The sequence below is a fragment of the Geobacillus sp. TFV-3 genome, assembly GCF_009901865.1.
GTDB classification, from domain to species: Bacteria; Bacillota; Bacilli; order Bacillales; family Anoxybacillaceae; genus Geobacillus; species Geobacillus thermoleovorans_A.
On sequence record NZ_MPSP01000001.1, the window covers coordinates 1,843,787 to 1,867,461 of the forward strand.

The 23,675-nt window shown below is 41.2% G+C and carries 20 protein-coding genes and 4 pseudogenes; 2 read left to right on the forward strand and 22 right to left on the reverse strand.

What is annotated here, in order from left to right:
• Positions 1-120: 120 nt before the first annotated feature.
• Positions 121-513 (forward strand): annotated as a pseudogene (locus tag BJQ97_RS09380) (transposase); the annotation flags it as partial.
• A 70-nt stretch (positions 514-583) separates the two neighbouring features.
• On the opposite strand, the gene BJQ97_RS09385 reads toward BJQ97_RS09380, so the two are convergent.
• From BJQ97_RS09385 to BJQ97_RS09475, 19 genes and pseudogenes are all read right to left on the reverse strand, one after another.
• Positions 584-931 (reverse strand): DUF4260 domain-containing protein, encoded by a 348-nt coding sequence (locus BJQ97_RS09385; protein ID WP_012574240.1) that lies wholly within the window; start codon positions 929-931, stop codon positions 584-586.
• A gap of 291 nt (positions 932-1,222) precedes the next feature.
• Positions 1,223-2,365: pseudogene (locus BJQ97_RS09390) on the reverse strand (IS1380 family transposase).
• A 366-nt stretch (positions 2,366-2,731) separates the two neighbouring features.
• The gene (gene istB / locus BJQ97_RS09395; RefSeq protein WP_021322668.1) at positions 2,732-3,484 is read right to left on the reverse strand and encodes an IS21-like element helper ATPase IstB; all 753 of its coding nucleotides are present in this window, start codon (positions 3,482-3,484) and stop codon (positions 2,732-2,734) included.
• The gene (gene istA, locus BJQ97_RS09400; protein WP_160155207.1) at positions 3,481-4,986 is read right to left on the reverse strand and encodes an IS21 family transposase; all 1,506 of its coding nucleotides are present in this window, start codon (positions 4,984-4,986) and stop codon (positions 3,481-3,483) included. Before istA ends, istB begins: the two co-directional genes overlap by 4 nt.
• A 135-nt stretch (positions 4,987-5,121) precedes the next feature.
• A complete protein-coding gene (locus BJQ97_RS09405; RefSeq protein WP_407066442.1) occupies positions 5,122-5,763 on the reverse strand; it encodes a UPF0236 family transposase-like protein in 642 nt (213 codons plus the stop codon).
• Between the two features lie 280 nt (positions 5,764-6,043).
• Positions 6,044-9,127, reverse strand: a complete 3,084-nt coding sequence (locus BJQ97_RS09410; protein WP_160156372.1) for an efflux RND transporter permease subunit — start codon at positions 9,125-9,127, stop codon at positions 6,044-6,046.
• A 62-nt stretch (positions 9,128-9,189) separates the two neighbouring features.
• On the reverse strand, positions 9,190-9,606 hold the full coding sequence (locus tag BJQ97_RS09415) for a hypothetical protein (protein WP_160156373.1): 417 nt from the start codon (positions 9,604-9,606) through the stop codon (positions 9,190-9,192).
• A gap of 28 nt (positions 9,607-9,634) precedes the next feature.
• Positions 9,635-10,021, reverse strand: coding sequence for a hypothetical protein (locus BJQ97_RS09420; RefSeq protein WP_160156374.1), 387 nt, complete (start codon positions 10,019-10,021; stop codon positions 9,635-9,637).
• Positions 10,018-12,453, reverse strand: a complete 2,436-nt coding sequence (locus tag BJQ97_RS09425; protein ID WP_160156375.1) for a beta-ketoacyl-[acyl-carrier-protein] synthase family protein — start codon at positions 12,451-12,453, stop codon at positions 10,018-10,020. The genes BJQ97_RS09420 and BJQ97_RS09425 overlap by 4 nt, the downstream gene beginning before the upstream one ends.
• Positions 12,454-12,467: 14 nt before the next feature.
• Positions 12,468-13,559, reverse strand: a complete 1,092-nt coding sequence (locus BJQ97_RS09430; protein ID WP_236567194.1) for a glycine cleavage T C-terminal barrel domain-containing protein — start codon at positions 13,557-13,559, stop codon at positions 12,468-12,470.
• Between the two features lie 37 nt (positions 13,560-13,596).
• Positions 13,597-14,094: a 3-hydroxyacyl-ACP dehydratase FabZ gene (gene fabZ / locus BJQ97_RS09435; protein WP_160156376.1), complete on the reverse strand. Its 498-nt coding sequence runs from the start codon at positions 14,092-14,094 to the stop codon at positions 13,597-13,599.
• The gene (locus tag BJQ97_RS09440) at positions 14,087-14,383 is read right to left on the reverse strand and encodes a phosphopantetheine-binding protein (RefSeq protein WP_201451676.1); all 297 of its coding nucleotides are present in this window, start codon (positions 14,381-14,383) and stop codon (positions 14,087-14,089) included. Before BJQ97_RS09440 ends, fabZ begins: the two co-directional genes overlap by 8 nt.
• Before the next feature lie 29 nt (positions 14,384-14,412).
• Positions 14,413-15,153, reverse strand: a complete 741-nt coding sequence (fabG, locus tag BJQ97_RS09445; protein WP_201451677.1) for a 3-oxoacyl-ACP reductase FabG — start codon at positions 15,151-15,153, stop codon at positions 14,413-14,415.
• Between the two features lie 34 nt (positions 15,154-15,187).
• Entirely contained in the window at positions 15,188-15,892 is a 705-nt protein-coding gene (locus BJQ97_RS09450) for an ACP S-malonyltransferase (RefSeq protein WP_160157588.1), read from the reverse strand.
• Entirely contained in the window at positions 15,861-16,136 is a 276-nt protein-coding gene (locus BJQ97_RS17925; protein ID WP_160156377.1) for an acyltransferase domain-containing protein, read from the reverse strand. Before BJQ97_RS17925 ends, BJQ97_RS09450 begins: the two co-directional genes overlap by 32 nt.
• 20 nt (positions 16,137-16,156) lie before the next feature.
• On the reverse strand, positions 16,157-16,543 hold the full coding sequence (locus tag BJQ97_RS09460; protein WP_160156378.1) for a holo-ACP synthase: 387 nt from the start codon (positions 16,541-16,543) through the stop codon (positions 16,157-16,159).
• Positions 16,530-16,970, reverse strand: coding sequence for an acyl-CoA thioesterase (locus BJQ97_RS09465; RefSeq protein WP_160156379.1), 441 nt, complete (start codon positions 16,968-16,970; stop codon positions 16,530-16,532). Before BJQ97_RS09465 ends, BJQ97_RS09460 begins: the two co-directional genes overlap by 14 nt.
• The gene (locus BJQ97_RS09470; protein ID WP_160156380.1) at positions 16,970-17,719 is read right to left on the reverse strand and encodes an SDR family NAD(P)-dependent oxidoreductase; all 750 of its coding nucleotides are present in this window, start codon (positions 17,717-17,719) and stop codon (positions 16,970-16,972) included. The genes BJQ97_RS09465 and BJQ97_RS09470 overlap by 1 nt, the downstream gene beginning before the upstream one ends.
• The gene (locus tag BJQ97_RS09475; RefSeq protein WP_160156381.1) at positions 17,716-19,128 is read right to left on the reverse strand and encodes a UbiD family decarboxylase; all 1,413 of its coding nucleotides are present in this window, start codon (positions 19,126-19,128) and stop codon (positions 17,716-17,718) included. Before BJQ97_RS09475 ends, BJQ97_RS09470 begins: the two co-directional genes overlap by 4 nt.
• A gap of 181 nt (positions 19,129-19,309) precedes the next feature.
• Here BJQ97_RS09475 and BJQ97_RS09480 point away from each other — a divergent pair.
• A pseudogene (locus BJQ97_RS09480) lies at positions 19,310-20,077 on the forward strand (IS110 family RNA-guided transposase); the annotation flags it as partial.
• A 137-nt stretch (positions 20,078-20,214) separates the two neighbouring features.
• On the opposite strand, the pseudogene BJQ97_RS09485 reads toward BJQ97_RS09480, so the two are convergent.
• From BJQ97_RS09485 to BJQ97_RS09495, 3 genes and pseudogenes are all read right to left on the reverse strand, one after another.
• A pseudogene (locus BJQ97_RS09485) lies at positions 20,215-20,496 on the reverse strand (IS110 family transposase); the annotation flags it as partial.
• A 251-nt stretch (positions 20,497-20,747) separates the two neighbouring features.
• Positions 20,748-21,398, reverse strand: coding sequence for a response regulator transcription factor (locus BJQ97_RS09490; protein WP_160156382.1), 651 nt, complete (start codon positions 21,396-21,398; stop codon positions 20,748-20,750).
• A gap of 21 nt (positions 21,399-21,419) precedes the next feature.
• The gene (locus BJQ97_RS09495) at positions 21,420-23,675 is read right to left on the reverse strand and encodes an ATP-binding protein (protein WP_160156383.1); all 2,256 of its coding nucleotides are present in this window, start codon (positions 23,673-23,675) and stop codon (positions 21,420-21,422) included.

Here is a 23,675-nt window from a genome sequence, read left to right on the forward strand (position 1 = left end):
TTCAAATTAGAGTATTAATTGGAACCATGTCACTTCTACATTAAGGAAAGGAATACAGCAAAACTCCCAGCACATATAGCATCACCCTTAAAGACTTTTGATCCGTATAATTAAACAATAAATGCCGTCGTGCTGCTCGCTTGGAAAGCCGATCAACCGATGACACCTGAACATCTTCATTGCGTCTTGAGCACCGATCGGGAGTTAAGCGACGAAGACATCTTGCGCTACTATGCCGAGCGTTGGTCAATCGAATGTTTCTTTCGTTAAGCAAAAGGTCAGCTGAAGCTTGATGGGTACCGTGTTCGCGAGCCACGGGCGGTGAAACGCTACTGGATCTTGGTGCAGCTTGCTTACGTGTACAGCATGTTCGAGTCGAACAGCGATTTTTCTGATGGGCTCGATCTCCTGCGCAAGAGAAAAGGACATAGCCTCGTGGAGGTTCATTTACAGCGCAGCGAAACAAAATATTCCCCCATTGATGCCGTGAAAAAACAGCTCCACGTGGCATAAGGGGTACCCTGTTTGTTTCTTTTTAAATGGTAATTATTGTTATAAAAAATACTCAACTACAGTAGTTTATTTAAACACGATTTAAATGCGTGTCTTTAAAATGTGTTGGATACTTTAATCCATAACCAATCATCCTATCCATTCCGATATGGGCAGACCATATTAAACCTATCTCTAAAACAACTTCGTTTGATAACAATACTCCTAAGATAACAACTCCAATTGGTAAACTATATGTATGAAATAAATTATAAAGCACTGCACCAACCTTATTATTGAATAAATAACCTATCATTGATATATCTGGAGCTAATAACAAAACGAAAAACAAAAGCCAACTAAATTGATTATAAGAGTAAAAATAAAGACTTAACAATAGGATAGCTACCCCTTCTAGGTGTAAAAGAATTTTATTCATAATATCCTCCCTTAATAATAAAAAAGATTATTGTATTAACAATTATATTGAACAAATCTTCCCCGTAGTTGAATAACCTCTACACCTGAATCCGTGATGGGTTGACATCGACTTTGATTTTGTTGCTGGTTTTATAGATGTTTCATCCACAAAACCCTTTTTTATGCTTGCGACCTATGTCATGTCTATTCTTGGAAATGAAACAAACCTCTTTTTTGGGCATAAGAACTAAAAAGAGAGATAAGAAAACAAAGAGGTGGCGTTGAACATTGGTATTCGAACAAATGTTCGTTATCCTCCTTCTCTCCATTTGATGTACATGTTCAGAAGGGACTCGCTATAGCCACTCCTTCGCGTCAACTTCATTCATCGTTGCCACGATCGGCGAACGAGTCGCCCTGCCATCGTGATCACCGTCTGAATCATCGTCTTAATTCGGCGACGTTTCACTTTGTGATGCAATGGATGGTTCGGATCACTGAATACATCTTGCTCAATCAGCCGAAGAAGATTGTAAACGAAGGCTCCTATGACCAAAACGAGCGCTTTTGTATACGTGTTTCCATCGATCGCTACGGTCTGTGGAAGGCATAGCTCATAGGTTTGCACTCCTTCTGTTTGTCCATCATCGACGCGTTTGCCTTTTTGCGAAGCGATCTGAAACCAAAGCGCTTTCGATTCTCGGCGTAAGTTTCGCTTGATGACAAAGTCCACGTCTTCCTTTAGGCATACGTGCACATTCGCTTCTGCATCGTTCCCTGCATCCATGCGAACAAGCAAACGAGACGCGGTCAGTTGACGGGCTCGACGGATGGCGGTGATTAAAAACGAGGGCATGTCGTCTTGCACATGTTGTTTTCCAGGACGCAGCTCGGCATGAACGAGATACCCTTCCTTCCCTGCATACGCAAACAATGGCGTAAAACCGTCAAATCCTTTATACGTTCGACTCACTCCTTCTTTTTTCGTATCGGAGTTGTCAAACGGGGAGCCATCTACATCAAGGGGGAGCCATGTCGTCTTTCCTTTGGTTCAACAAGGGGACAAGGTGGCATGTCGTTAAATCAACAGACGCATGGACTCCTCCCAAAGAATCGTTTCGGTCATCGGAAGACAAGCGAGCTGATCGAGTCGCTGTCGCAAGGTTTGGGAGGAAGGCACGTGCTGAATGCCCATGGATGTCGAAAAGATATCGTCCTGACGATACGCTTCGATATGATCGAAATCCGTTTTTCCCGTGGCAAGTAAGCCGATCATGGAGCGAATGACGTCGCTATGGGAAATGTGCACTTCTCGACGAACCGTTGGAAGCCGAAGAGCGTTTAGTCGTTTATCCAGTTTCGTTTGATGTAGTGAGTAGCCAACGAGAGCAAGCCCAGCACTTGGGATAATCGCTTCATCTGTCAATACAAACCGAATCGGGAAATCTTTCATCCCATTCACCTACTTAATGAGGAATCGTCAACGTCGTTTTCCCTTATCGTATCAACGGTTTGCTACCATTGTAAAGATATTTTGTCACGGATTCAGGTCTTTAGCATCTTTACAGGTTGTAAAAATTCTAGAAACTTATATAGCAGCTAGAATTTTTACACTCACGTCACTTCCGCTCGTTCTAATACATAGTGAGTAAACATCGCGATCCGAGATTTTAGAGAAAAACTTATATGATTGGCCTTTATACTCAATTTCATCCTGAAGCAAGGATGTATCGCTCAAATCAGTCGTGAGCCCTGTTTTTTGCAAGCAAAAAATGCAGAGAAGTGCAAGAAAAAATACATAGGCTTGCCAGCTCAAGACTTAAGGTTCCAGACCGGGGGAAGAGGACGGCTGGATCGCGGAGAGAGCGTTCCGCAGTCGATAGCTCTCTCCCGTAAAGGCCAGGATGTGGGCATGGTGAACCAAGCGATCCACCAGCGCAGCTGTCAAGCGGTTGTCCCCAAACACCCGATTCCACTGTCCAAATTCCAGATTCGACGTCACGATGACGCTTTTTCGCTCATAACAGTCGGCGATAATATGAAACAACAGCTCCGATCCTTGCTTTTGAAACGGCACATAGCCGAGTTCATCCAATATCAACAGTTCGCACGCATCGATGCTTCGTTTCAGCCGCCCGAGCGTGCCATTTTTCAATGCCTCTTCCAGCTGGGCGACGAGATCCGCGACGCGGAAAAACCGAACCTCATGGCCTTGTTGGCACGCCTGGATGCCGAGCGCTGTGGCGAGATGGGTTTTTCCTGTCCCGGGCGAGCCTAAAAGCAGAACGTTTTGCTTTCGCTCCAAAAAGCGAAGGTCACACAATTCCTTCTTCGATGTCGTGGTCGGCCAGTGGATGTGATCCGACCATTCGTAATCCTTCAGCCATTTCAACTCCCGAAACTTGGCTTTCTTGATCAGCCGGGCCTGTTTCGCCTGCTGGCGGCACGACAGCTCCAGCGCCAATACATCCCGCAAAAACTGTTCTTTCGTTTCGAACATCACCTCCTCGAATCGATCCGCGATATAGGCCAAATGCAGTGCTTTACAAATCTCTTTCACCTCTGCTCTCATCCCTGGACACCCCCTTCCCGAACAGGATGAAGACGTTGATCATACACCGTTAAGTCCGTTTCATAGTCGATCAGGACGGAAGGGGTGTACGATTCTTTCCACTTGGCCGGGTAATGGGATTGCTCGGCTTCCATCAACACCCCGATTTCATGAGGAGCCAAGTCCCATCGCTGACTCTCCTCGAGCCACTGGGCGATTTCATAAAGCGTGCAACGATCCAACAGCGCTCGCAGCCCTTTCAAACGGGCCGCCACCTGGGGCGGGGTGCCAGCCAGATACGTTCGGATCGCTTCCGGCAAGTACGCCCGGTATCGGGAATGCCCGACAACCCGGGGTTTGGTCTCCCACTCAGCGAAAATCTCTTTCCAAGGGATCTCGCGTTTCACGTTCGTATACGGCCTTGGCATCTCAAGATGTATGCCTCCGTCAGGAGAGAGCACAAAGAAACGATCCCACTCTTTTTTCACCAATACCCGGTTGGGGACGGACAGGCCATGGACGACGAACGCCTTCCCATCCACCATCACTTCTCCGTACTTATTCACGTAAGCGTGATCGAGGGAGAAGATCGGAAGATCTTGTTCCGGCAACGCCAACAGCTCCGGCCGCTCTTCCTGCCATAGCTCCTCTATCAACCGCCCCTTTTCATAATGAGGGCGGTTTCGGTCCTCGACCATCTTGCGATGCAGCCACTCCACCAGCTCCGGATCCGACTCGATCAACGGAGCCGGGACGAAACAAAGGTTGCGAGTGTAATAGACTTTTCGCTCCGCATTTCCTTTCTCATGTCCGCTGTATGGATTGCACACTTGTACATCAAACCGATAGTAGAGTTGAAATTTCTCAAAAGCCTCGGTGAATTGGCGTTCTCCCCCTTTTCGAATCGACACGATGGCCGCGGACAAATTGTCAATGCGCAATGCCTTTGGCACTCCCCCAGCCTGACGAAACAGCTGCGTCAACCCATGGAGGAAGCATTCACTGTTTTCCGCCGGCAGCGGATAAGCAAACGCAGCGTTGCTATACGGGAAGCTTACGATCAAAACCGATCGTTCTTCTTCCTTCCCCTCCTTCGTCACCACCGTCATCTTCCCGAAATCCACCTGCGCCTCGCCTGGCGGGTGCTCAAGTCGTTCATAGCGCTGTTCTTTCTCGAGTTTGAGCTGCGGTCTTCGTTTTTGCACGTACGCGCAAACGGTGCGATACGAGCCTTGAAATCCATGGTCACGACAAAGCGCTTCAAACATCGTCTTGTTCGTTCGCCGTTGTTTTCTCGGCAGCTTGGCATCCTCCTCCAACCAGTCATCAATGATTTGCCCGTATCCTTCTTCCTCCATCATCCCCTTTTTGCGTTTGATGGTTGGTTGGACAGAAATGCCGCCATCCGCGTATTTCTTGACCGTTCTCCAGTTATATCCCGTTTCGCGGGAAATTTCCGCAATCGATAACCCTTTCTTTTCACGCAGTTTTCTGATACGATTCATTTCGGGCATTGCCAGCATCCTTTCGCTCCTCCACTGTTTGGTTTATGTGTTCACAACTTCCACAGTAGAGGAAATGTTAGGGGCTGGCAAGCCTTTTTTCTTTGCCTTAGGCTCTGCACGTTTCGTTGCAGAACTCTGTATTTTTATTTTGCACTAAACAACCGGCTCTTTTGTGTCGTGCACATAGTGCCGTTTCCCCACCAAGGATACCCGTTTTCCGTTGACCTCCCATCCTTGGTGTACTGCCAAAATCTTTTCTTCTTTCCCTCTTCGCCGACTTCGCTGCCGTTTGACGTATAACCCGTCTGCTTCCACGAACAACACCTGTTGTTTCCTTTCCATCGGGCGATGCTTGTCCACCGTCGCTTGTAAGATAAGCTGGCGAATCGTTTCATGACTCATCACCGCATAGCCTACCATCTTCTCTAGCGCCTCTGCGGCTTGGCGATACGAAGAACCAGTAACGGCTAATTCGATGGCCGTTTCCTCCAGTAAGGGACTCACTCCCTTTGCGCCATCGAACCCGAGGAAAGCATCTAATAAACACGTATATACGCCTTTTTCTCGATCCAAATAGTCATTGCGCCGAACCTCCACCTCCCCAAATAACGTCTGAAGGCGTACCGTTCGTTTATCTTTTAGGTAATAGCGTGTTTTATCTCGTTGTTTGGCTAGCTCTTCATCCAGCCATTCCAATACCTGTTGAAGCATTTCTCCATAGGTTTTTTGTAACATTCCAAACAATTCGGCTTCTAACTCTTTTAATGTTTGCCCACCTGTGATAAACTGTTGCATAGGACTCTCTGACCTCCTGTTGTGGTTTGGTTGCACTTATCACAATACAGGAAGAGAGTCCTTTTTGCATCTATTTTGCTCATCCTCTTCTTTTCAAGGCTCCCCTTGAAACATAGGGAAGAGGACTTAGCTTCCTCCCACAAACATTTTACTCATACACTTACACTTAATATCTCTTTCATGGTAATGAACACCAATCGGAAATCATTGATTCCTTAATACCTGATAGACGTTCAACTTTACGTATATAAACCGACATTCCCATCAGTATCCTTTATGTCTACTCACTTTTAGACATTTTTCTTTTTTCCTTTTTCTGTGCTATCACATAATAAAGAGCTGGCACTACAAATAGAGTTAAAGCAGTACTATACAGTAACCCTCCTATAATCGTAATAGCTAAAGGGCGAAATAAATTGCCTCCTATTATGGCTAGGGGCGTTAACCCACCTACTGCGGATAAGGACGTCAATAAAATCGGACGCAAACGCAACCTTCCAGCCTGAATCAAAGCATCTTTCAACTTTTGCCCTTGATCCAATGCACTATCAGCGAATTCCACGAGCATAATTCCATTTCGAACGACAACGCCTCCCAATCCAATCATGCCTAGTAATGCCATAAATCCTAATGGTTGATTGGTAAGATAGAGGGATAAAATGGCTCCACTCATCGCCATATAAATCGCTGTCATAATCACAATTAGCTTCCAGAATGAACGGAATTGGATAAACACCAATACAAAAATCAATAGTATGGATAGCACATAGAACTTGTACATCGATTCAAATGCTTGTGTACGCTGTTCCTCTTGTCCTTCCATTGTCCATTGATATCCACTCGGCCATTTTTTCTCCAGGGCTTTCAGACGCTCCTTCGCTTTTTCAGTCACTTGTGGAACCATTTGGTTATGATCCACATAAGCTGTCACCATGGCAGATCGCTCTCCGTTATAATGAGTAATCTGTGGGACAGTTTGAACAGTTGATATTTTAGCAATCTGATTGAGAGGCGCATATTGACTTTGACCGTTAGGTAAGACGGTGGAAACCCAAAAGTCTCCCAATTCTTTCATATTTCTTGGTGATTGATTTGCCTTCAGTAAAACGGGAAAAGATTCATTTTCGACAAATACTTTACCAACTTCGATCCCCTCTAGTGCAAATCGATGGTTTAAAGCGATATCTTGTGGAAGGATTCCATATTTCAGACTCTTTTCCTTATCAGGAGTGATAGATACTTCGGAAGTTTTTCTTCCAAGCGATGACTGGGTCTGGGTAATATGGGGGATCCCATCCAACTCTCTTTTGACATCTTCCGAAATTTTTTGTAGTTGTACCAAATTTTCTCCTTTAATCCGAATTTGGATAGGTGCTTCAATGGGTGGTCCTTGCTCAAACTGTCGTACTAACACACGCGTATCTTTTGGAAATTTTTCTTTTAACTGCTCATTCAGTCGATCAACGACCTTTTCCGTTTCCTTAACCCCTGTCTCATTGAGATGCAGCATCATCTGTGCTACAGATTCCCCACGATCCATAGGCTTCTCATTATAGTAAATTCTCGGCATCAATTGTCCCAAGTAGGTGATATCAAAATCGATCGCTTTATCACGCTTGACTATTTCTCTTACTTTTTTCACTATGCTCTCTGTCTGTTCGAGACCGGACCCTTGTGGTAAATGAATATCGACCACTAACTGGGATCGTCCATCCGCTTTAGGGAAAAACTGTACTTGTAATAATGGCAGCAAAGCCAATAAGGCTGTACTTACCCCAAAAAAGATAGCAATCCATAATGGAGCTCTTTTTAATGTTTTCGTCGCTAACTGCTCATATTTAGACTGTAGAACAGACCATCCTCTCAGTAACCACTTACTCTCTTTTGTTTGTCCCTTTAATCCGAATCTTGCCCGCAATGCTGGAATAAAGAACAGTGAGACAAGTAGTGAAACGAGCAAAGTCACAATGATTACTTGCGGGATCGAATGGATAAAACGACCCGTATCCCCTTCTAAGAAATAAAGGGGAGCAAATCCGACAACAATAGTCAATGTTGCCACAATAATTGCAGGCGTTACTTCATATACAGCTTTAATAATATTCCCTATGTTATTCCCGTTTTCGGTTAAATATCTCTCAATATTCTCATTGGAGACAATCGAATCGTCCACTAAAATACCTAAAACCAGGATAATCGAAGCAATGGAGATTTGATGTAAACTCACTCCCCATAAATTTAAGAAAAATAATGAAATACACACGGTAATCGGCACGCTAAGACTGGTAATGAACGCGGAACGGACGGCTAATCCTAACAGACAGATCGCTACTACAACCAGTATACCGACACTTAATTCACGATACAGCTCATTAAACTTTTTATTTACACTTTCACTTTGATCAAAAACAACCTTCCCCGTATATTGTTTCGGTAATTCTTTCTGCCAGGATTGATAAACCTTTCTTAATTCTTCTCCTACTTCTCTGGCATCTACATGATAGTCCACATAGGCAATTAACGCTACGCTTTGCTTTTCACCTGTTAAAATTTTCGTGTTTTCCTTTTCATATCCCCATTCAACTTTGGCAAAGTCCTTGACATACAATTGCTTGCCTGACTTGGGATTTTGAAATATTGGGAGATTTGCGATCTGATCCGGGTTACCAAGCCCTCCGACGGTCAGGACATTCTTTTTTTCATTTCCTTTTAAAGTGCCTTCTGGAATTTGAACATAATTTTTTTGTAAAGCCTGCATTACTTGCATCCAAGAAAGTCCCAAGCTTTTCAGTTTAGGAATATCGACATTGATTTCGACCCGCTTATTCGCTAATCCCAATATTTCTGTACGCTTGACCCCTGTTACTCGATCAAAGCGTTTCTGCAGATCATTCGCTTTCTCTTTCAATTCCTCCTGATTTATTTGACCATCTTGAGAAAGGTGTACAATCATAAAAGCCATCTCAGATAGATCCGTCTTGATTTCCGGTTCCGTTGCATCTTCAGGTAAAAGCCTTTTCGCCTGGTCCACCTGTTCCTTTACTTTTTGCTGCGCTTTTTCCAAATTATTTCCTTCTTTAAAAGTCACAAACAAGGTGGATACATTCGGAAGCGAAAAAGACTCAATGTTTTGTACTTCGGAAACCGTCTTGATTTTCTTCTCCAACACATTTGTAACCAATTGCTCTACCTTTTCGCTTCCCGCTCCAGGATAAGTAGTCACAATGGCTATGCCATTCACCAAAAACTCAGGATCTTCCTGCTTATCCATTTCAAAATAAGAAAAGACCCCGGCAAGACTCAGAGCGATAAACAAAAGGAGTGTAACAACCGGTTGTTGTATCCCTTTCTTTATCCATTGCATCTGATACACGCTCCCCCTGAAAAGTGATCCTCACTTACAGTAATAAGAATGGAAAAAAGGCATCATTTTTTCTTTTTTAACAGTCCACCCCCCAGTGCAACTAAACCGATCGCAAGTAACACCGCTCCGACATAAGCCAAATAAATAAAAGCATTTGGTTTTGTCGCATTCGGTGAAATAACTGAAAAGAAAAATGCGGCTGGAAGGAAGATAGCTGACGTCGGTATACTGGAGCGAACAAATCGTTTCCAACCATCAGATAAACTCGTTTCATCGACATACCTCAAGGTAATTAATGATAAAACCAATAAAACACCTGCATGGGCATGGCCGGCTCGAAACAAATCCTGTCGGAGGGGATTCTCCGCATATCCGGATCCAGGGTCTGTTAACAGCAGCAGTAAGCTAATCCCACCATACAGAACGGTTGGTAAAATAATTAGTAAAAGACCTGCCATACGACGTGACTCGTTACTCATTACTTATCTCCCCCAAAAACTTAAAAAGTTATATGCTCCGAATTTGAACTGCTCCATAACGCGGGGTATGAGAAATGCTAAGTGCCAATTGTTTTATAAGTTGATCTTGATATAACAGAATTGGCGCTCCTTTTTCTGAAATCGAAACATTTACCAGTAAACTGTTAGCAGTTGGATTCATCTCTCGATAAATCATCTTTACAGCCAATCGTACACTTAATCGTTCCCAGATACGTCCCCGTTGGCAAATATATTCCCATTCATTTAAGTTAATCCAGTCCGAAAGTAATACATCCAAAGTCCAGTTTTTTTGAATGACTTCATTTGAGACAATGACTAAGGTTGAACAACGGGTCTTTTGACTATGAAAAACACATTCCCTCCAAAAAAACGAAACCCAATCATCCTTTGTCATCTCTCTAACTTCCCTAACACAATACTTGTGTATGTTCCTCCAAACGCCGAAGAATTGATTAAAAAAAAGTCTGCTTTCGATAGTCTCTTTTGACTCACCGCAAATTTTAATTGGATTACAGGATTTTTTACACTTAATCTAGGTAATTTCCCTGTCTCCATTGCTTGAATAGCTGCAATAGTGTGAAGAGGAGTAAGTCCACCAACCGCATAACCATTTTTGCCGGCAAGACTAGTCACTGGTACTTCCTTTCGACTTAATTTTGAAATAGCCCTGCCCTCTATTAAATCGATCATCGGAGTCCCACGGGCATCAGTAAATATACCATCAATGTGTTCGAAATCAATTTCACTTTCCCGTAGCGCTTCCTTTATAGCCAATGTATAACTCTTACCAAATGGATGATTTCCTGCTATACGATAAGCATCCGAAGTGATACCAAAACCTTTTATTTCAGCATAAATAGAAGCCGAACGATGACGAGCATGACTCTCAGACTCTAACAATAATGCAACGCTTCCTCCTGATAGAACAAATCCATTACTATTCCTATCAAAAGGATTAGGATTTGTATCAGATAGCACGCCTAAGCGATCATATCCAGCATGTAACACTTCATGATATTCGTCGGAAGCAATAACTAAAGCAGCATCGATAATCCCTTCTTTAATCCATTGATACGCGTAAATCATCGCTTGGCTACCGGAAACACCACCGGAACAAATCGTAGTAGATGGTCCTTTAATTTGATGTGCTAAACATACATAACCTGCGGCCGCATTCATTACTGTATTTGGAAATAAACTCGGATTGACGCTATCTTCTCCTTCGATAATAATGGAGCGATTCACTTTTTCTACCGTCTCAATCGGTCCTGTCCCTGTCCCGAAAAATACAGCAATTCGGCAATTATTATCTCTCGTGATTTTTAATTTTGCATCTTCTAGAGCTTGCTTGGAGCTCGCCAACGATAGTTTTCCAAGTTGATCAATCCGACGCCTAAAAGAAGGATGTACAAAATTGATATAACTTTCTTCAGGTGCAGATGCACCTAACAAACTATGATAGTCTTCATTAAAAGAAAAACGCTTAATGGCCCGCTCTTCATTCGCAATCGCTGTATATAACTCGTCTTTACCAATCCCCAACGGTTGTACCGCTCCAATTCCTGTGATAACTACCTTTTCCTTTTTATTAACTTGCACATTGGGATAGCTTTTATCCTGCTCATACTTACGTAAAATCACTGTGGCATTATTTCCACCAAAGGCAAACGAATTAGACAACACAATGTCAATCTGCTTATCTCGAGCTCGATTGGGAACAAAATCAAGTCCATATCGATTATTTTCTAGCGACATATTAATCGTAGGCGGTACTTTTTGATTGATTATAGCTAAAACTGAAACAATCGCCTCAACCGCTCCAGCAGCCCCTAATGTATGGCCTAACATTGATTTCGTACTGCTAATAGGTACCTGTTTTGCCCTATCTCCAAACATCTTTTTAATGGCAGAAGTCTCTGCTGAATCGTTGGCAAATGTCCCGGTTCCATGCCCGTTGATATAATCTACATCATCCGTGGTCAATCCAGCTCGGTTCAATGCCATTTCCATTGCTTTCATCGCACCCGCTCCACCTGGATTGGGAGCGGTCGGATGATAAGCATCACTACTTAAGCCATATCCACCTATTACTGCCAAAATAGAGGCGCCGCGCTTTTCTGCTTGATCTAAACGTTCTAATATGAGCATACCAGCCCCTTCAGCAATGGTAATCCCTTGACTTTTATTATAAGGAGAGCAAGGTTCAGCAGATAATGCCTTCAAACTATTAAAACCAGCCAAAGATAACATAGAAAGGGGATCAGCTCCCCCAACTAGCATCATATCTGCCTTACCCCAACGAATCATGTCAAAACCATATCCGATTGCATTGGTTCCTGCAGCACAAGCTGTTGATATAGTCGATTTTGGCCCTTTTAATTGAAAACATTTGCTAAGTACATCCGCTACTGTATGGATAGGGTACGCTAAAAGTAGATTAGGGTCAGTTTGTTTGTAGCCTTCTTTTAACCATTGTTCATGAAATATCTCTCCGTTCATGAGTCCACCGAGTGAAGTGCCTAATACAATTCCTTTTCGATATGAATTATAGTCTTGTGGAGAGATCTTTGCTTGTTCAAATGCTTCATGTGCTGCAAATAGTGCAAGCTGTGAACAACGTTCTGTATTATCTAACTCTGCTTGAGTTAAGCGTTCAGTCGGGTCAAAATTTTTTATCTCCCCAGCAAATTTTGTTAATAACTTACTCGGATCAAAGCGTGACATCCGTTTTAATCCACTTATCCCCTGTTCAACTTTTGACCAAACTATTTGTTGGTTGTTTCCTAATGCACAAATAATACCAATCCCTGTAATTGCTACTTGCACTATCTTTTCCCCCCTTAACCGATGCGAATGGATAAGCTTTTCGCTACAACTATCGGACTAGAAACAGAATAAATAACTTTATTACTTTCTAAATGATAAGTTATTCCAGAAGCAGCATAAAGCTTTGAAACATAGGCAACTCCTATATAGGCATCTTTCCCTGGAGAATATAAAACATGCTGGATATGGCCGATCTTTTCACCATCTATAACAATTTTTTCATTTACTTCGATGGCTTCTTCCGAAACAAAACAAACCAGCTGTCTATCAATTCCTGCTTTAAATTGCTCCAATAACGCTGCTTTGCCTAAAAAGTCTTCTTTATTCAAATCAATTAACCAATTAATTCCCGATTCTAAAATCGAATGCGAATCTCCCAACTCTTTAGTCAAATCAGGAAAGCGTACTTCCAAACGACAAATATCGAGTGCCTCTATGCCAATTTGCCTTACCTGGTCCTTTTCCCTTGCTAAAGGCAGATCAAAAATTACTTTCCAAATGACATCCATGTCCTCTTTTTGTCCAAAAATGATGTAACCATACTCGGCCGTATAGCCTAAACGAGCTATATTTAAATTCCTTCCTTCATAATTAAAAGGAGAAAAGTTTTTATAAGGTAAGACTTCAATTGGAAATGAGATGATATCTTGAACAAGCTGCCAAGAATAGGAACCTTCTAATAAAAATGTATGGAGATTGTCTACCTCTTCTATCACAACTTCTTCCGATGCCGATTGATGAGATTCTAAATGAGAAACAACTTGCTCTTTATATTCCGGCCAAACTAGAAGTAAATAGTGATCAGCCATCACAAATACAATAACTTCACCAACGAAGCTCCCATCTTCTTTTAACAGCAGACAAGTTGATGTTTGCCCTTCCATCAGAAAATCTAAATCTTTTGTTGTTAATTTTTGCAAAAAAGATAAAGCATTTTCTCCAGAAATCTTTAAGAACGTCACAAAAGATAGATCGCATATTCCGACTCCATGACGAATGGCTTCATACTCCTCTTCCACTGAAGAGAAAATAGCTGGAATTTCTTTCAATCCTCTCCGTTGAAACGACTTGGCTTTGCTAATATTAGGAGCAGTACGATAAAACAATATCAATCACCCTTTTCTATTGTTCTATGTTGTCCATTCAATCCGTATTTTTTTCAGAAACACTGATCATACCTTCTAAAACTATACGCCCTTCCACTTCTGCCCATACTTGCACCTGACTTAATAAGTTCATCTTACCAACCACTTTTGCATACATAACCAGTTGATCCCCTGGTACAACCTTCGACTTAAATTTGATATTTTTTAATGCGACTAGATAACCCACACGCTCTGACAATTTCGCCATATCTACATCTTCGATGTCGTTCTCCTCTAGTGCTTTAGAAATATAGACAATCGCAATTAATTGCGCAATCGCCTCTACCATTAAAACACCTGGCATGATGGCTTCCTGTGGAAAATGCCCTTGAAAAAACGGTTCGTTAATTGTTACATTTTTAATTCCTTTTCCATATTTACCTGGCTCCAATTCTACAACACGATCAATTAACAAAAAGGGATATTGATGAGGCAACAGCTTTTTAATTTCATCAATATTTATTTGAGATAGAGAAGCCTTCTTTATATTAGACATGGCCTTCCCGCCTTTGCTCTTCAATAAAATCAGCTATTTTATTTACTGATCCTAAGGCCTCCATATTGTCATCTGTAAATGTCGCTCCAAAAACTTCCTGTAAGCCAACTGCGATTTCCAATGTATCAATCGAATCTAACTCTAAGCCTCTACCAAATAAGGGTTGGTCATTTGAAATCCATTCTGGATCTATATTCAATGAAAGACGCTCGACAATCATCTTTTTAATATCTTGGCACAACTGCTGTCTTTCCGATGCTTTATTAATAAGCTCTTGTTTCATAACCATATGGATATCCACACTCCTTACAAAAATTACTATATTGTAAGCCCTCCATCTACTACCAAACACTGCCCTACTATATAGCTTGATTTATCAGATGCCAGAAACCCTATCACCTCTGCTACTTCGTCTGTTTCACCGATTCGTCCTACGGGAATCAATTTTTTATAATTCTCCAAAGTATCTTGAGGTATAGATGTAGTCATAGCTGTTTTGATAAAGCCAGGTGCTACTGCATTCACTCGAATGCCATACGGAGCCAATTCTTTTGCTACAGTGCGAGTAAGTGCGATGACTCCTCCTTTTGAAGCGCTATAATTGGCTTGCCCAGGCTGTCCTTTTATCCCACTCGTAGAAGTTACATTGATAATCACTCCACTTTTCGAACGACTCATCATTCGTGCTGCCTCTCGAATGCATAGAAATGTTCCTTTTAAATTAACGTCTAAGACGCTGTCCCACTTTTGGTCTCCCATCATCATGACCCAGCCATCACTTGTGATACCGGCATTGTTTACAACAATATCAAGCTTTCCCCACTTCTCTTTTATTTCTTTAAACATCTTTCTTACCTGATTTACGTCCGAAACATCTGCTTGGCAGAGTAAATATCGATCTTCAAATTCACTAAGTAACTGTTTTAGCTTAGTGATATGTGGACCGTCTTTTGAATAATTAAATACTACATTAGCTCCATTTTTTAAGAAGTAGAGTGCAGTAGACTTTCCTATCCCTTTGCTTGATCCAGTAACTAATACAACACGTTCTTCAAACAACGAAATCCCCTCTTTCCTCTAAATTAAAATCCAATCATACATATATCGATTGCCGAATAAATTGCTTAAATGACTTCATGTCATTAACATTCCATACTTTCTGTGATCGATCGATGCTTCGGATCAGTCCTGTCAATACTTTATTAGGACCTATTTCTACAATGAGCTCCACAGACTGAGTAATTAACGTTTCAACTACGTTTTTCCACAATACTGGAGAAATCATTTGCTCTTTGATCCCTTGATAAATATCTACATGATGTTGAATAGGCAAACCCGAAACATTCATTACTACTGGTGCCAAAGGTGTTTGAAATAGACTTGGGGATAAATGTTGTTTAAATTCGTCGTTTGCTTCTGTAAACAAAGGGGAATGAAACGCACCATTCACTTTTAATCTCACTACTTTTAACGCACCATAAGTCACAGCTATTTTCATAGCTAATTCAATCGTTTCGATATCTCCACTAATGACTAGTTGCATTTTTGAATTATAATTTGCAATGACGGCGGTTCCACCTGTCTCTGCTTCAGATTTGGCACAAATTTCCTGTACCTTATTTACTTCTAAGCCCATAATGGCTGCCATGGTCCCATGGTATCGTTCACATGCTTGTTGCATACATTGACTGCGTATTTTTACTAATTCCAGCCCTTTTTCATAAGATAAAGATTGCGAAGCAACTAATGCTGAAAATTCCCCTAAACTATGACCTGCAAAAAAAAGCGGGTTGCATATCTAGCTCTCTGACTACCATTTCATATAAAGCAATACTCATACCAAAGATAAACGGTTGTGCCACTTCAGTTCTAGAAATATCCTCTGCCATGGAAGGATGAAATAGCGAATCAACATCCATTTGCAGCGTATCAGCTACTTGTTTAATCCGCTTTCTAAAATGAGGATCAACCAATAAATCTTTTCCCATTCCAATATACTGACTACCTTGTCCTGGAAAAACAACCGCTATTTTTCTCTCCAAAAAATAACCCAACCTTTCATTTAAGAAGTCCAAAAGCGTGTTAAAATTAAACCTTCATCCGAGAAAACGTAATAATCTCCTTTTATATCCTTATCTTTTATTCCTAATCCAGAAACATATTTTTTTAACAAGTCATTGAGTTCTATACTTAAATAGTTCTTTTCAAATAAATACACACGCATTTGTAAAAAGCTAAGCCCTTTATCTAATCCACCTATTAGTTTGATAAAACTTTCCTTAGCCGAAAATAAAATAGGCCATTGATCGATTGAGTAGTTGTTTCTTTCTTCCTCTGTTATAATCCGTTTAATAAACTTCTCTCCGCTTCTTGCTACTGCGAGCTGGAAACGATCTATTTCCACTAAATCGATACCTAATCGTAAAGTAGCTTGCTCATCTTTTTTCATCAAAGAGGCCTGATTTTGTAAATAATTCTTTTTCTCTATCTGGAACATCCAACTTAATTCGTTGTTTTTCTTTATCGAATACACAATGAACCGATTTCCCCTCTACAAGCAGTTGTCTACCCGTTTTTCTAAGGATGTGATAATGGAAAACATAGTGAGCAAAATTAGGATGCTCTAAGGCAACCCGTATAATTAATTCGTCGCCATACCGAGCTGGAGCATGGAATTTTGCTTGACATTCTAATGTTAAGATATCTACATCTGTTAGATAATCGATCCCTATGCTATTCGCCAGATATTCACGTGCTAAATCAAAGTACACAAAATAGTTGGCATAATAGACAATCCCTTGCCAGTCAACTTCTGACCAACGTACCTTTGTCGTAGTTTCAAGCCACTTGGACCTTTTATGGGTATAATCAGACATTATAATGACCATCCTCCATCAATTGGTATACAAGCACCTGTGATATAGGAAGCCTGTGGGGAGATAAGAAAAACCGTCAACGCAGCAATATCCTCTGCTTTTCCCAAACGTCCCAATGGTGTGAAAGATAATTCCATCAATAAACGAGAGCCTCCAGGAATAGATCTGGCTTGTGCATTGAGTCCATGAATAAAAGGAGTATTTACTGGACCAGGAAGAATTGCATTTACACGAATCCGCTCACTGGCAAGCTGTTTAGCTAGGCATTGAGTTAGAACCACAATTGCTGATTTACTAACAGAATAAGCAATAGCTCTTTCATCATATGACACACCGAAAATGGAAGATAGATTAATGATACAAGGGTTATCGGAATACTTCATATAAGGAAGTGCCGACTTTACACAGTAAATCACTGTTTTTAAATTCAGCTGAAAACTAAGATCCCAATCTTCCTCACTTAGATCCAGAAATCCGCCTATTTTCATCCATCCAACTCCATTGAACAGTACATCTATCCGTCCTTCTTGATCACCCACTTCCGAAAATATGGCTTGGACTCTCTCTTGATCTGTGACATCACATAATTTACTGACTAAGTGCGGATGCTTTAATTTTTCTTGTATTTGAAGAAGAGCTTCCTGTTTTTTATCTAATGCAATTACTCGATAATTTTCTTTTAGTAACTGTTGTGTAACCAAGAAACCGATTCCTGAACCTGCCCCCGTTACGATAGCTACACCACTCATTTCCATTGACTCCTATTATTTGATGAAGGGAATCCATATTCAGACCAACGCTTTTCTATTAGATCCATCGTTTCTTTGCTATATTTAATAACTTCAGGGTATTTCACATTGACTGGTTTTGTTAGATCAAATCCAACCTTCGAGCTAATTCGTGCTGTTTCATTCCCTGGGGAAGGATAAGCACTAGGATCTAGTTGTAGCCCTTGTGCATTATTGATAATAGTTATATCCTTATCTGGCTGGAATCGCGTGGCCATAGCCCACTGAAGGTCTTTATCACTATGTACATCAATATCTTCATCAACGATAAATACTTGTTTGAGTATGGAAATCATAAAAGAGGCCATCATAAGTTGTTTTGGATCCGAGTCAAAACGTTTTTGAATAGAAATGACTGCACTCATCCCACCACTATACGGTTGAACAGCTACATCAACAATTTTTACACCTGTAATACTTCCCAAAAGCTTAAGTCCATTTTCAATGTGTAACGATTGCATTACATGATGCTCAACGACCGGCATTCCTTCTAAACTTCCCAAATAAATAGGATTTTTTCTAGTAGTGATAGCCTTGACTTCAATGATAGGTAATTTCTCACAAGAACCTACATAACCGAGAAATTCTCCATAAGGTCCTTCTTCTTCTAACACATAGGGAGGAATTTCTCCTTCAATAACAATTTCGGAATCGATCGGAATCTCTATATCAGATGTTTCACACTTTGTTGTTAAAACAGGTTTACCACTAAGGGCTCCTGCCAACAATATCTCATCAACACCAAATGGGAGCGCATCAACTGAGGCTAATAAATAATAAGGTGAATTACCAATTGTAATCGCTACTGGACACGCTTTTCCTTGTTGCCAATACATATGTATAATCTTACCTAAATCTCGCCCTAAGTCAGTCCGAATGCCTAGTTTATTCCTCTCTTTCACCTGTAAACGATTGACAGATAGATTTGAAAAACTTCCATTTGGCTCTTTCGCCCTCACAACCCCAAAGTTGATATATGGTCCAGCATCTTGTTCAGTCCATATGGGATTAGGTAAGGAAAACAAATTAACTTCATTACCTATATATCGAATTTCCTTACAAGGTGCTTCTTCCTTTGAAGTAAGAATAGGTGGAATATAATTTTTTGCATTGGATAGCTTAGAGTAATGGGTTAAAAGCTGCTGTTCTTCTACATTAAATAAGTCAGCAATTCTTTTCCTTGTACCAAAAATATTAACTAAAACGGGGATCTGATACCCTTTTACATTTTCAAATAATAAAGCTGGACCTCCTTGATCAGATATTTTTCGAACGATAGCTCCTAACTCAATATGGGGGTCCACTTCACAAGAGATTCGATTTAGCTCCTGCTGCTCTTCCAATCTATCAATATAAGCTCTCAAATCCATATTTAACTCGTCTCCTTTCTGAAAAGTTAATAAAATACCCGTGGTGCTAGATAAAATCGAGTAAGCAAAAAAATAGCCCTTGCCTGCGGATCTCCTGTAGAATGAAAGTGCGACCAAACATTCGAAAGGAGAATCCCCATGCAAGAGCACTTTCATTTTACTACAGACCAAGCGAAAATTCAAAAACAATAAATACTTCCTCCAGCACTTGTTTTACAAGTGCAGCTCGTTTACTCAAGAGGTGGACAGCTCCGTGTTCGGACATGCCATCTTAGAGCTTCTTCTCGAGTCGTTTAGCTTAGACGAAATCTCTCAGATGGACGTGCAGCAACTTGCCGACTTCTTGCGCCAAAAAGGACGCAATCGCTTTGCCGATCCGGAATGCATCGCCAAGTCCATTCAAAAGGCGGCTCGTTCGTCGTATCGGCTTTCCAAGTGTGTCGAGGATTCCATTGATTTGCTTTTAGGGCTGTCGATTCAATCCATTCGCAGCCTTCAAGCGCAAATCAAAGAGCTCGACAAAGCGATTACTCGCCATTTGGAAGGCATCCCGAATACGTTACAAACGATTCCTGGCATCGGTCCAGTCTACGCCGCTGGCATCTTAGCCGAAATTGGACAAATCGAGCGATTTGACAACCAAGCCGCCTTAGCGAAGTATGCAGGTCTGACTTGGTCCAAGCACCAATCGGGGCGCTTCCAAGCCGAGGATACTTCCCTCATTCGTTCCGGTAATCGCTATCTCCGTTACTACCTAGTGGAGGCTGCCAACTCGGTACAACGGCATGATGCGACGTTTCGCGCGTACTATCGGAAGAAGTACGAGGAAGTGCCAAAGCATCAACATAAACGAGCCCTCGTCCTTACCGCTAGAAAACTCGTGCGTGTGATCGATGCGCTGCTACGCAACGGTCAAATCTACACGCCAAGAAAGGGGGAAGATCGATAAGGGTATCGATCTAACTGATTTTGTATCAAAACCCAGTTAATGACATCTTACAAGACTGGGCTTCTTCAGTATTGCCTTTTTTCGGGTCATCGGACAAATGAATTTCCAATTTCGATGATTTTTCACCTTGACATATTACCGCAGGACTCGAGGAAATAGGCGAGGTTCAACCAGTAATGTCCGGTCGGCTCGATTCCGACGATCACTTCCGTTTTGCCAAACTCCCTCATCGCCTCTTGGATCAACGCATAGAACTGTTCAAATCCGAATCTCGACTGGAACACCGGAAACGACTTTTTCAGTACCCGACCTCGTGCGTCCACGATCGCTGCGTAATGTTTTTGCTTGGCAATATCCATTCCAATCACTAATGTTTGATCAGTGACTTGTTCAATTTTGCGATTTTGTGTACAATTCATAGTAAGTCCTCCTTGGTCTGATGATAGGGTCAACTTTCCATTGACACCCCTGCATCATACCAAGAGGGCTTTTTTCTTTCAAGTCCCCAAAACCTTTCTAACAGGAATGCTCCTTTCATCTCCATTATATCCCTTCTCTCTTTCTTTTTCACCGCCAACATGGTGTCGAACCCCGCCATTTTTTTGTCGGATACCGACACGAAATGGCGGACTTCAAAAAGAAAATGCCCTCACCGATCCGGTGAAGGCGTTCACAACATATGATGCTCTGGAATGAGCCCTAATTGTTTTGCTTTTTCCACCGCTTCTATTCGAGAAGATACGTGTAACTTCGTGAAGATGCGTGATAAGCGTCTTTCTATCGTTCGTTGGCTCGTGTGATGTTTTTTGGCAATGTCTTTATTACATAAGCCGTTAGCGACTTCCATTAGTAGTTCTTGCTCGAGATGGCTCAGCACAGCTGGTTGTTCGTTTTCCTCCATCTTTTCCTTTCCTTCACAACGATGCAGCTGACGCAGGAAATGCACAGGAATGACCGCCTCATCTCGTAATGCACAGCGAATTGCTGTCACTAATTGCTCGCTTGATGCGGTTTTACTGACAAAGCCTGTAATGCCTGATTCAATGAAATAATTTAAAAAAGGAACAATATCATATCCGGTATAGATGACAATTTTCGCATTTGGCTGTTTTTGGAGAATTCGTTTACTCAATTCGATACCGCTCACATCCGACATACACCAGTCAAGTAAAAATACATCATACGTACGTTGCTCGATCATTTGTTCTGCTTCTTTGGCTGATGTAACAAAATCTACTTGAAAATCTTGTTCACCCTCGAGCATACGTTTTGTTCCTTCGCAAACAAGACGATGATCGTCGACAATTAAAATACGAGCCATGCTTTTCTCCTTTCCATACGTTTATAATGGAATGGTGATCGTTATCTCTAATCCAGATCCATGCGATGACGTGATTTTGCATGTTCCACCTAAGCCTTGCACACGCTCTTTTATTCCAAATAATCCTAAATTACCATGATGATGATTTAATTTTTCCATCTCTATTCCTGTACCATCGTCAACATAACGGAGTTGAACAGCCTCATCTTGCGTATCCAATACGAGTTGAATCGTTGACGCTTGTGAATGTTTTACGGCGTTGTTTAACAATTCTTGTATGATCCGATAAATCGCCAGTTCCTGTTCTTCTCCTAATTTGACTTGTATGTGAACATTCCATTCCACTTTTATATTCGTACGTAAATGGAATCGGTCAATAAGCTGTGTGATTGCTTGTTTTAATCCCATTTGACTCAAAAATGGCGGTCTTAATTCATGACATATTTCTCTTGTTACATCAATGACATTGAGGATCTCCTCGTCAATATCGTTTAGCTGTTTTTGTATATCTTCCACGTACAGAGGTTGAACAAGCAAGTTTTCCACTTTTCTTCTTAACAAAATTAAATCTTGAAGCAATGTATCGTGCAAATCGATTGCAAGTTTTTTTCTTTCCCTTTCTGACCATTGGAACATCAACCGAGTAAACGAAATCGAATGTTCTTTCTCTTTTAATCGATCTAACTCTTTCAATAGATCCTCCACTTTTAACATGTTTTCCATCGTCATGCTCGTATAATAAACAATGGCAGATAGCCAGTCTTTTTGCTCGGTATGGAAATAAATAGGTTGTTTCTTTTTCCCTACTAGCCATAAAGTTGTTTGACGAAATGAGCCGATAAACACGACAAATAAGGAGCGATGTTCCATTACGCGACCGATCGAAAGTGGGGCACCATTTATTTTTTTGACGATATTCGCCCAATGTGCTTGATTGTACTTGAAAGAAGGCGGTTCGTTTATGGACTGCATCATATCTATTTTTTCCACGTCCAAAATTTCTTGCAATTCCTTTTCCAAACAATACATGACTCCTTCTACTGTACGCTGTTTTTTAAGCTGTTCACTTATACGATATAAGCTCTCTTGATAAAAATGTTTTTGCATCCGTAGTTTTGCCCGCCACTTGCGGTCTAACCATTCTTTTATGTAAAAAGTAGCAAGAACGATGATGTAAACGACAGAAAATAAAACAACAAGTTCAGCCCATTTGCTAGAGTGATGGATCAATTGATTGTACACAATCATCATAAAGAAAGATGGAAGTAATGCAAACAGTCCAAAATATTTCAACCGTTCGATCGAAAATTGCAGTTGAAACAGTTGATCTGTTGCCATTAAATAAAAGAAAACGATTGGTAAGGCGAAAAGAAAACTAACCGTTAATTCCGCTGGCAGCACCCATTTTCCAATGATGAGAACCGGGAGACTATAAAATAAAACAAATGGTGCGGCAGATAGCCCAATGGCTAAAAGCAAACCTTTGACCGTATTTTGCTGTTCATCTTTTTTAAGATCAACGAATCCTTTTCCTAACAAAGCCAGAATGATGACCATGTTGATAAAAAATGTAGCCAATAGCACTTCCGCTTCACTTATCGAACGAAACGATAAAGATATGAGTGAGGCAACGAACATCACAAAGTTAAAACCATAAAGAGAAAAGACGATTTTTTTCGCAAACCATATCTTCTTTTCTTTTTCAAAATAGTTGTAAACAAAATGCAAAAAGAGCGGGGGCAGCATGAAAAATACACCGCTGAATATTTGCCTTCCAAAAAGCGACTGCTTCGCCGATAAGCTGGCACTGATATAACAAAGCCCTGCCGATAACAACAAGTAAATCAGCACGGTCGCCGAGTTATTATCTGGCCGCAAACGAAGCAAAAATATGCTTAAACGAACAGCGAATAGAAAAAAACCCGCCGGCAAAATAATATAATACAACCACTGTTCCGTTCCATGCGATCGATAGTCAACCGTCAATGTTTGGATTTGATTTTCTCTCTGAATCGTTATTGTTTTCGCTTGTTCAATTGTTTTGTATTCCCGGACAGTAAAATGGGAGAGCGGAGGCTTTCCATCCACTTTCAGCACTTGATCATGAATATGAATACCATGTTTTTTTGCCCAGCCAAACTCGTAAAGATCGTTAACAACCACATCGCCATTCTTTTCTACTACACCTATGCCGATCAATGGATGCCAGACATTTAAAATAGTTAAATATAGCGCTGCAATCAAAGAAGCAATTATGACAATAACTGTTCTATTCAT

Coding starts and splice junctions, on each gene's coding strand:
- BJQ97_RS09385 (WP_012574240.1), bottom strand. CDS start 931: ATGAATAAAATTCTTTTACACCTAGAAGGGGTAGCTATCCTATTGTTA.
- istB (WP_021322668.1), bottom strand. CDS start 3,484: ATGAGAGCAGAGGTGAAAGAGATTTGTAAAGCACTGCATTTGGCCTAT.
- istA (WP_160155207.1), bottom strand. CDS start 4,986: ATGCTGGCAATGCCCGAAATGAATCGTATCAGAAAACTGCGTGAAAAG.
- BJQ97_RS09405 (WP_407066442.1), bottom strand. CDS start 5,763: ATGCAACAGTTTATCACAGGTGGGCAAACATTAAAAGAGTTAGAAGCC.
- BJQ97_RS09410 (WP_160156372.1), bottom strand. CDS start 9,127: ATGCAATGGATAAAGAAAGGGATACAACAACCGGTTGTTACACTCCTT.
- BJQ97_RS09415 (WP_160156373.1), bottom strand. CDS start 9,606: ATGAGTAACGAGTCACGTCGTATGGCAGGTCTTTTACTAATTATTTTA.
- BJQ97_RS09420 (WP_160156374.1), bottom strand. CDS start 10,021: ATGACAAAGGATGATTGGGTTTCGTTTTTTTGGAGGGAATGTGTTTTT.
- fabZ (WP_160156376.1), bottom strand. CDS start 14,094: ATGTCTAATATAAAGAAGGCTTCTCTATCTCAAATAAATATTGATGAA.
- BJQ97_RS09440 (WP_201451676.1), bottom strand. CDS start 14,383: ATGGTTATGAAACAAGAGCTTATTAATAAAGCATCGGAAAGACAGCAG.
- BJQ97_RS09460 (WP_160156378.1), bottom strand. CDS start 16,543: ATGAAAAAAGATGAGCAAGCTACTTTACGATTAGGTATCGATTTAGTG.
- BJQ97_RS09465 (WP_160156379.1), bottom strand. CDS start 16,970: ATGTCTGATTATACCCATAAAAGGTCCAAGTGGCTTGAAACTACGACA.
- BJQ97_RS09470 (WP_160156380.1), bottom strand. CDS start 17,719: ATGAGTGGTGTAGCTATCGTAACGGGGGCAGGTTCAGGAATCGGTTTC.
- BJQ97_RS09475 (WP_160156381.1), bottom strand. CDS start 19,128: ATGGATTTGAGAGCTTATATTGATAGATTGGAAGAGCAGCAGGAGCTA.
- BJQ97_RS09490 (WP_160156382.1), bottom strand. CDS start 21,398: ATGGCTCGTATTTTAATTGTCGACGATCATCGTCTTGTTTGCGAAGGA.
- BJQ97_RS09495 (WP_160156383.1), bottom strand. CDS start 23,675: ATGAATAGAACAGTTATTGTCATAATTGCTTCTTTGATTGCAGCGCTA.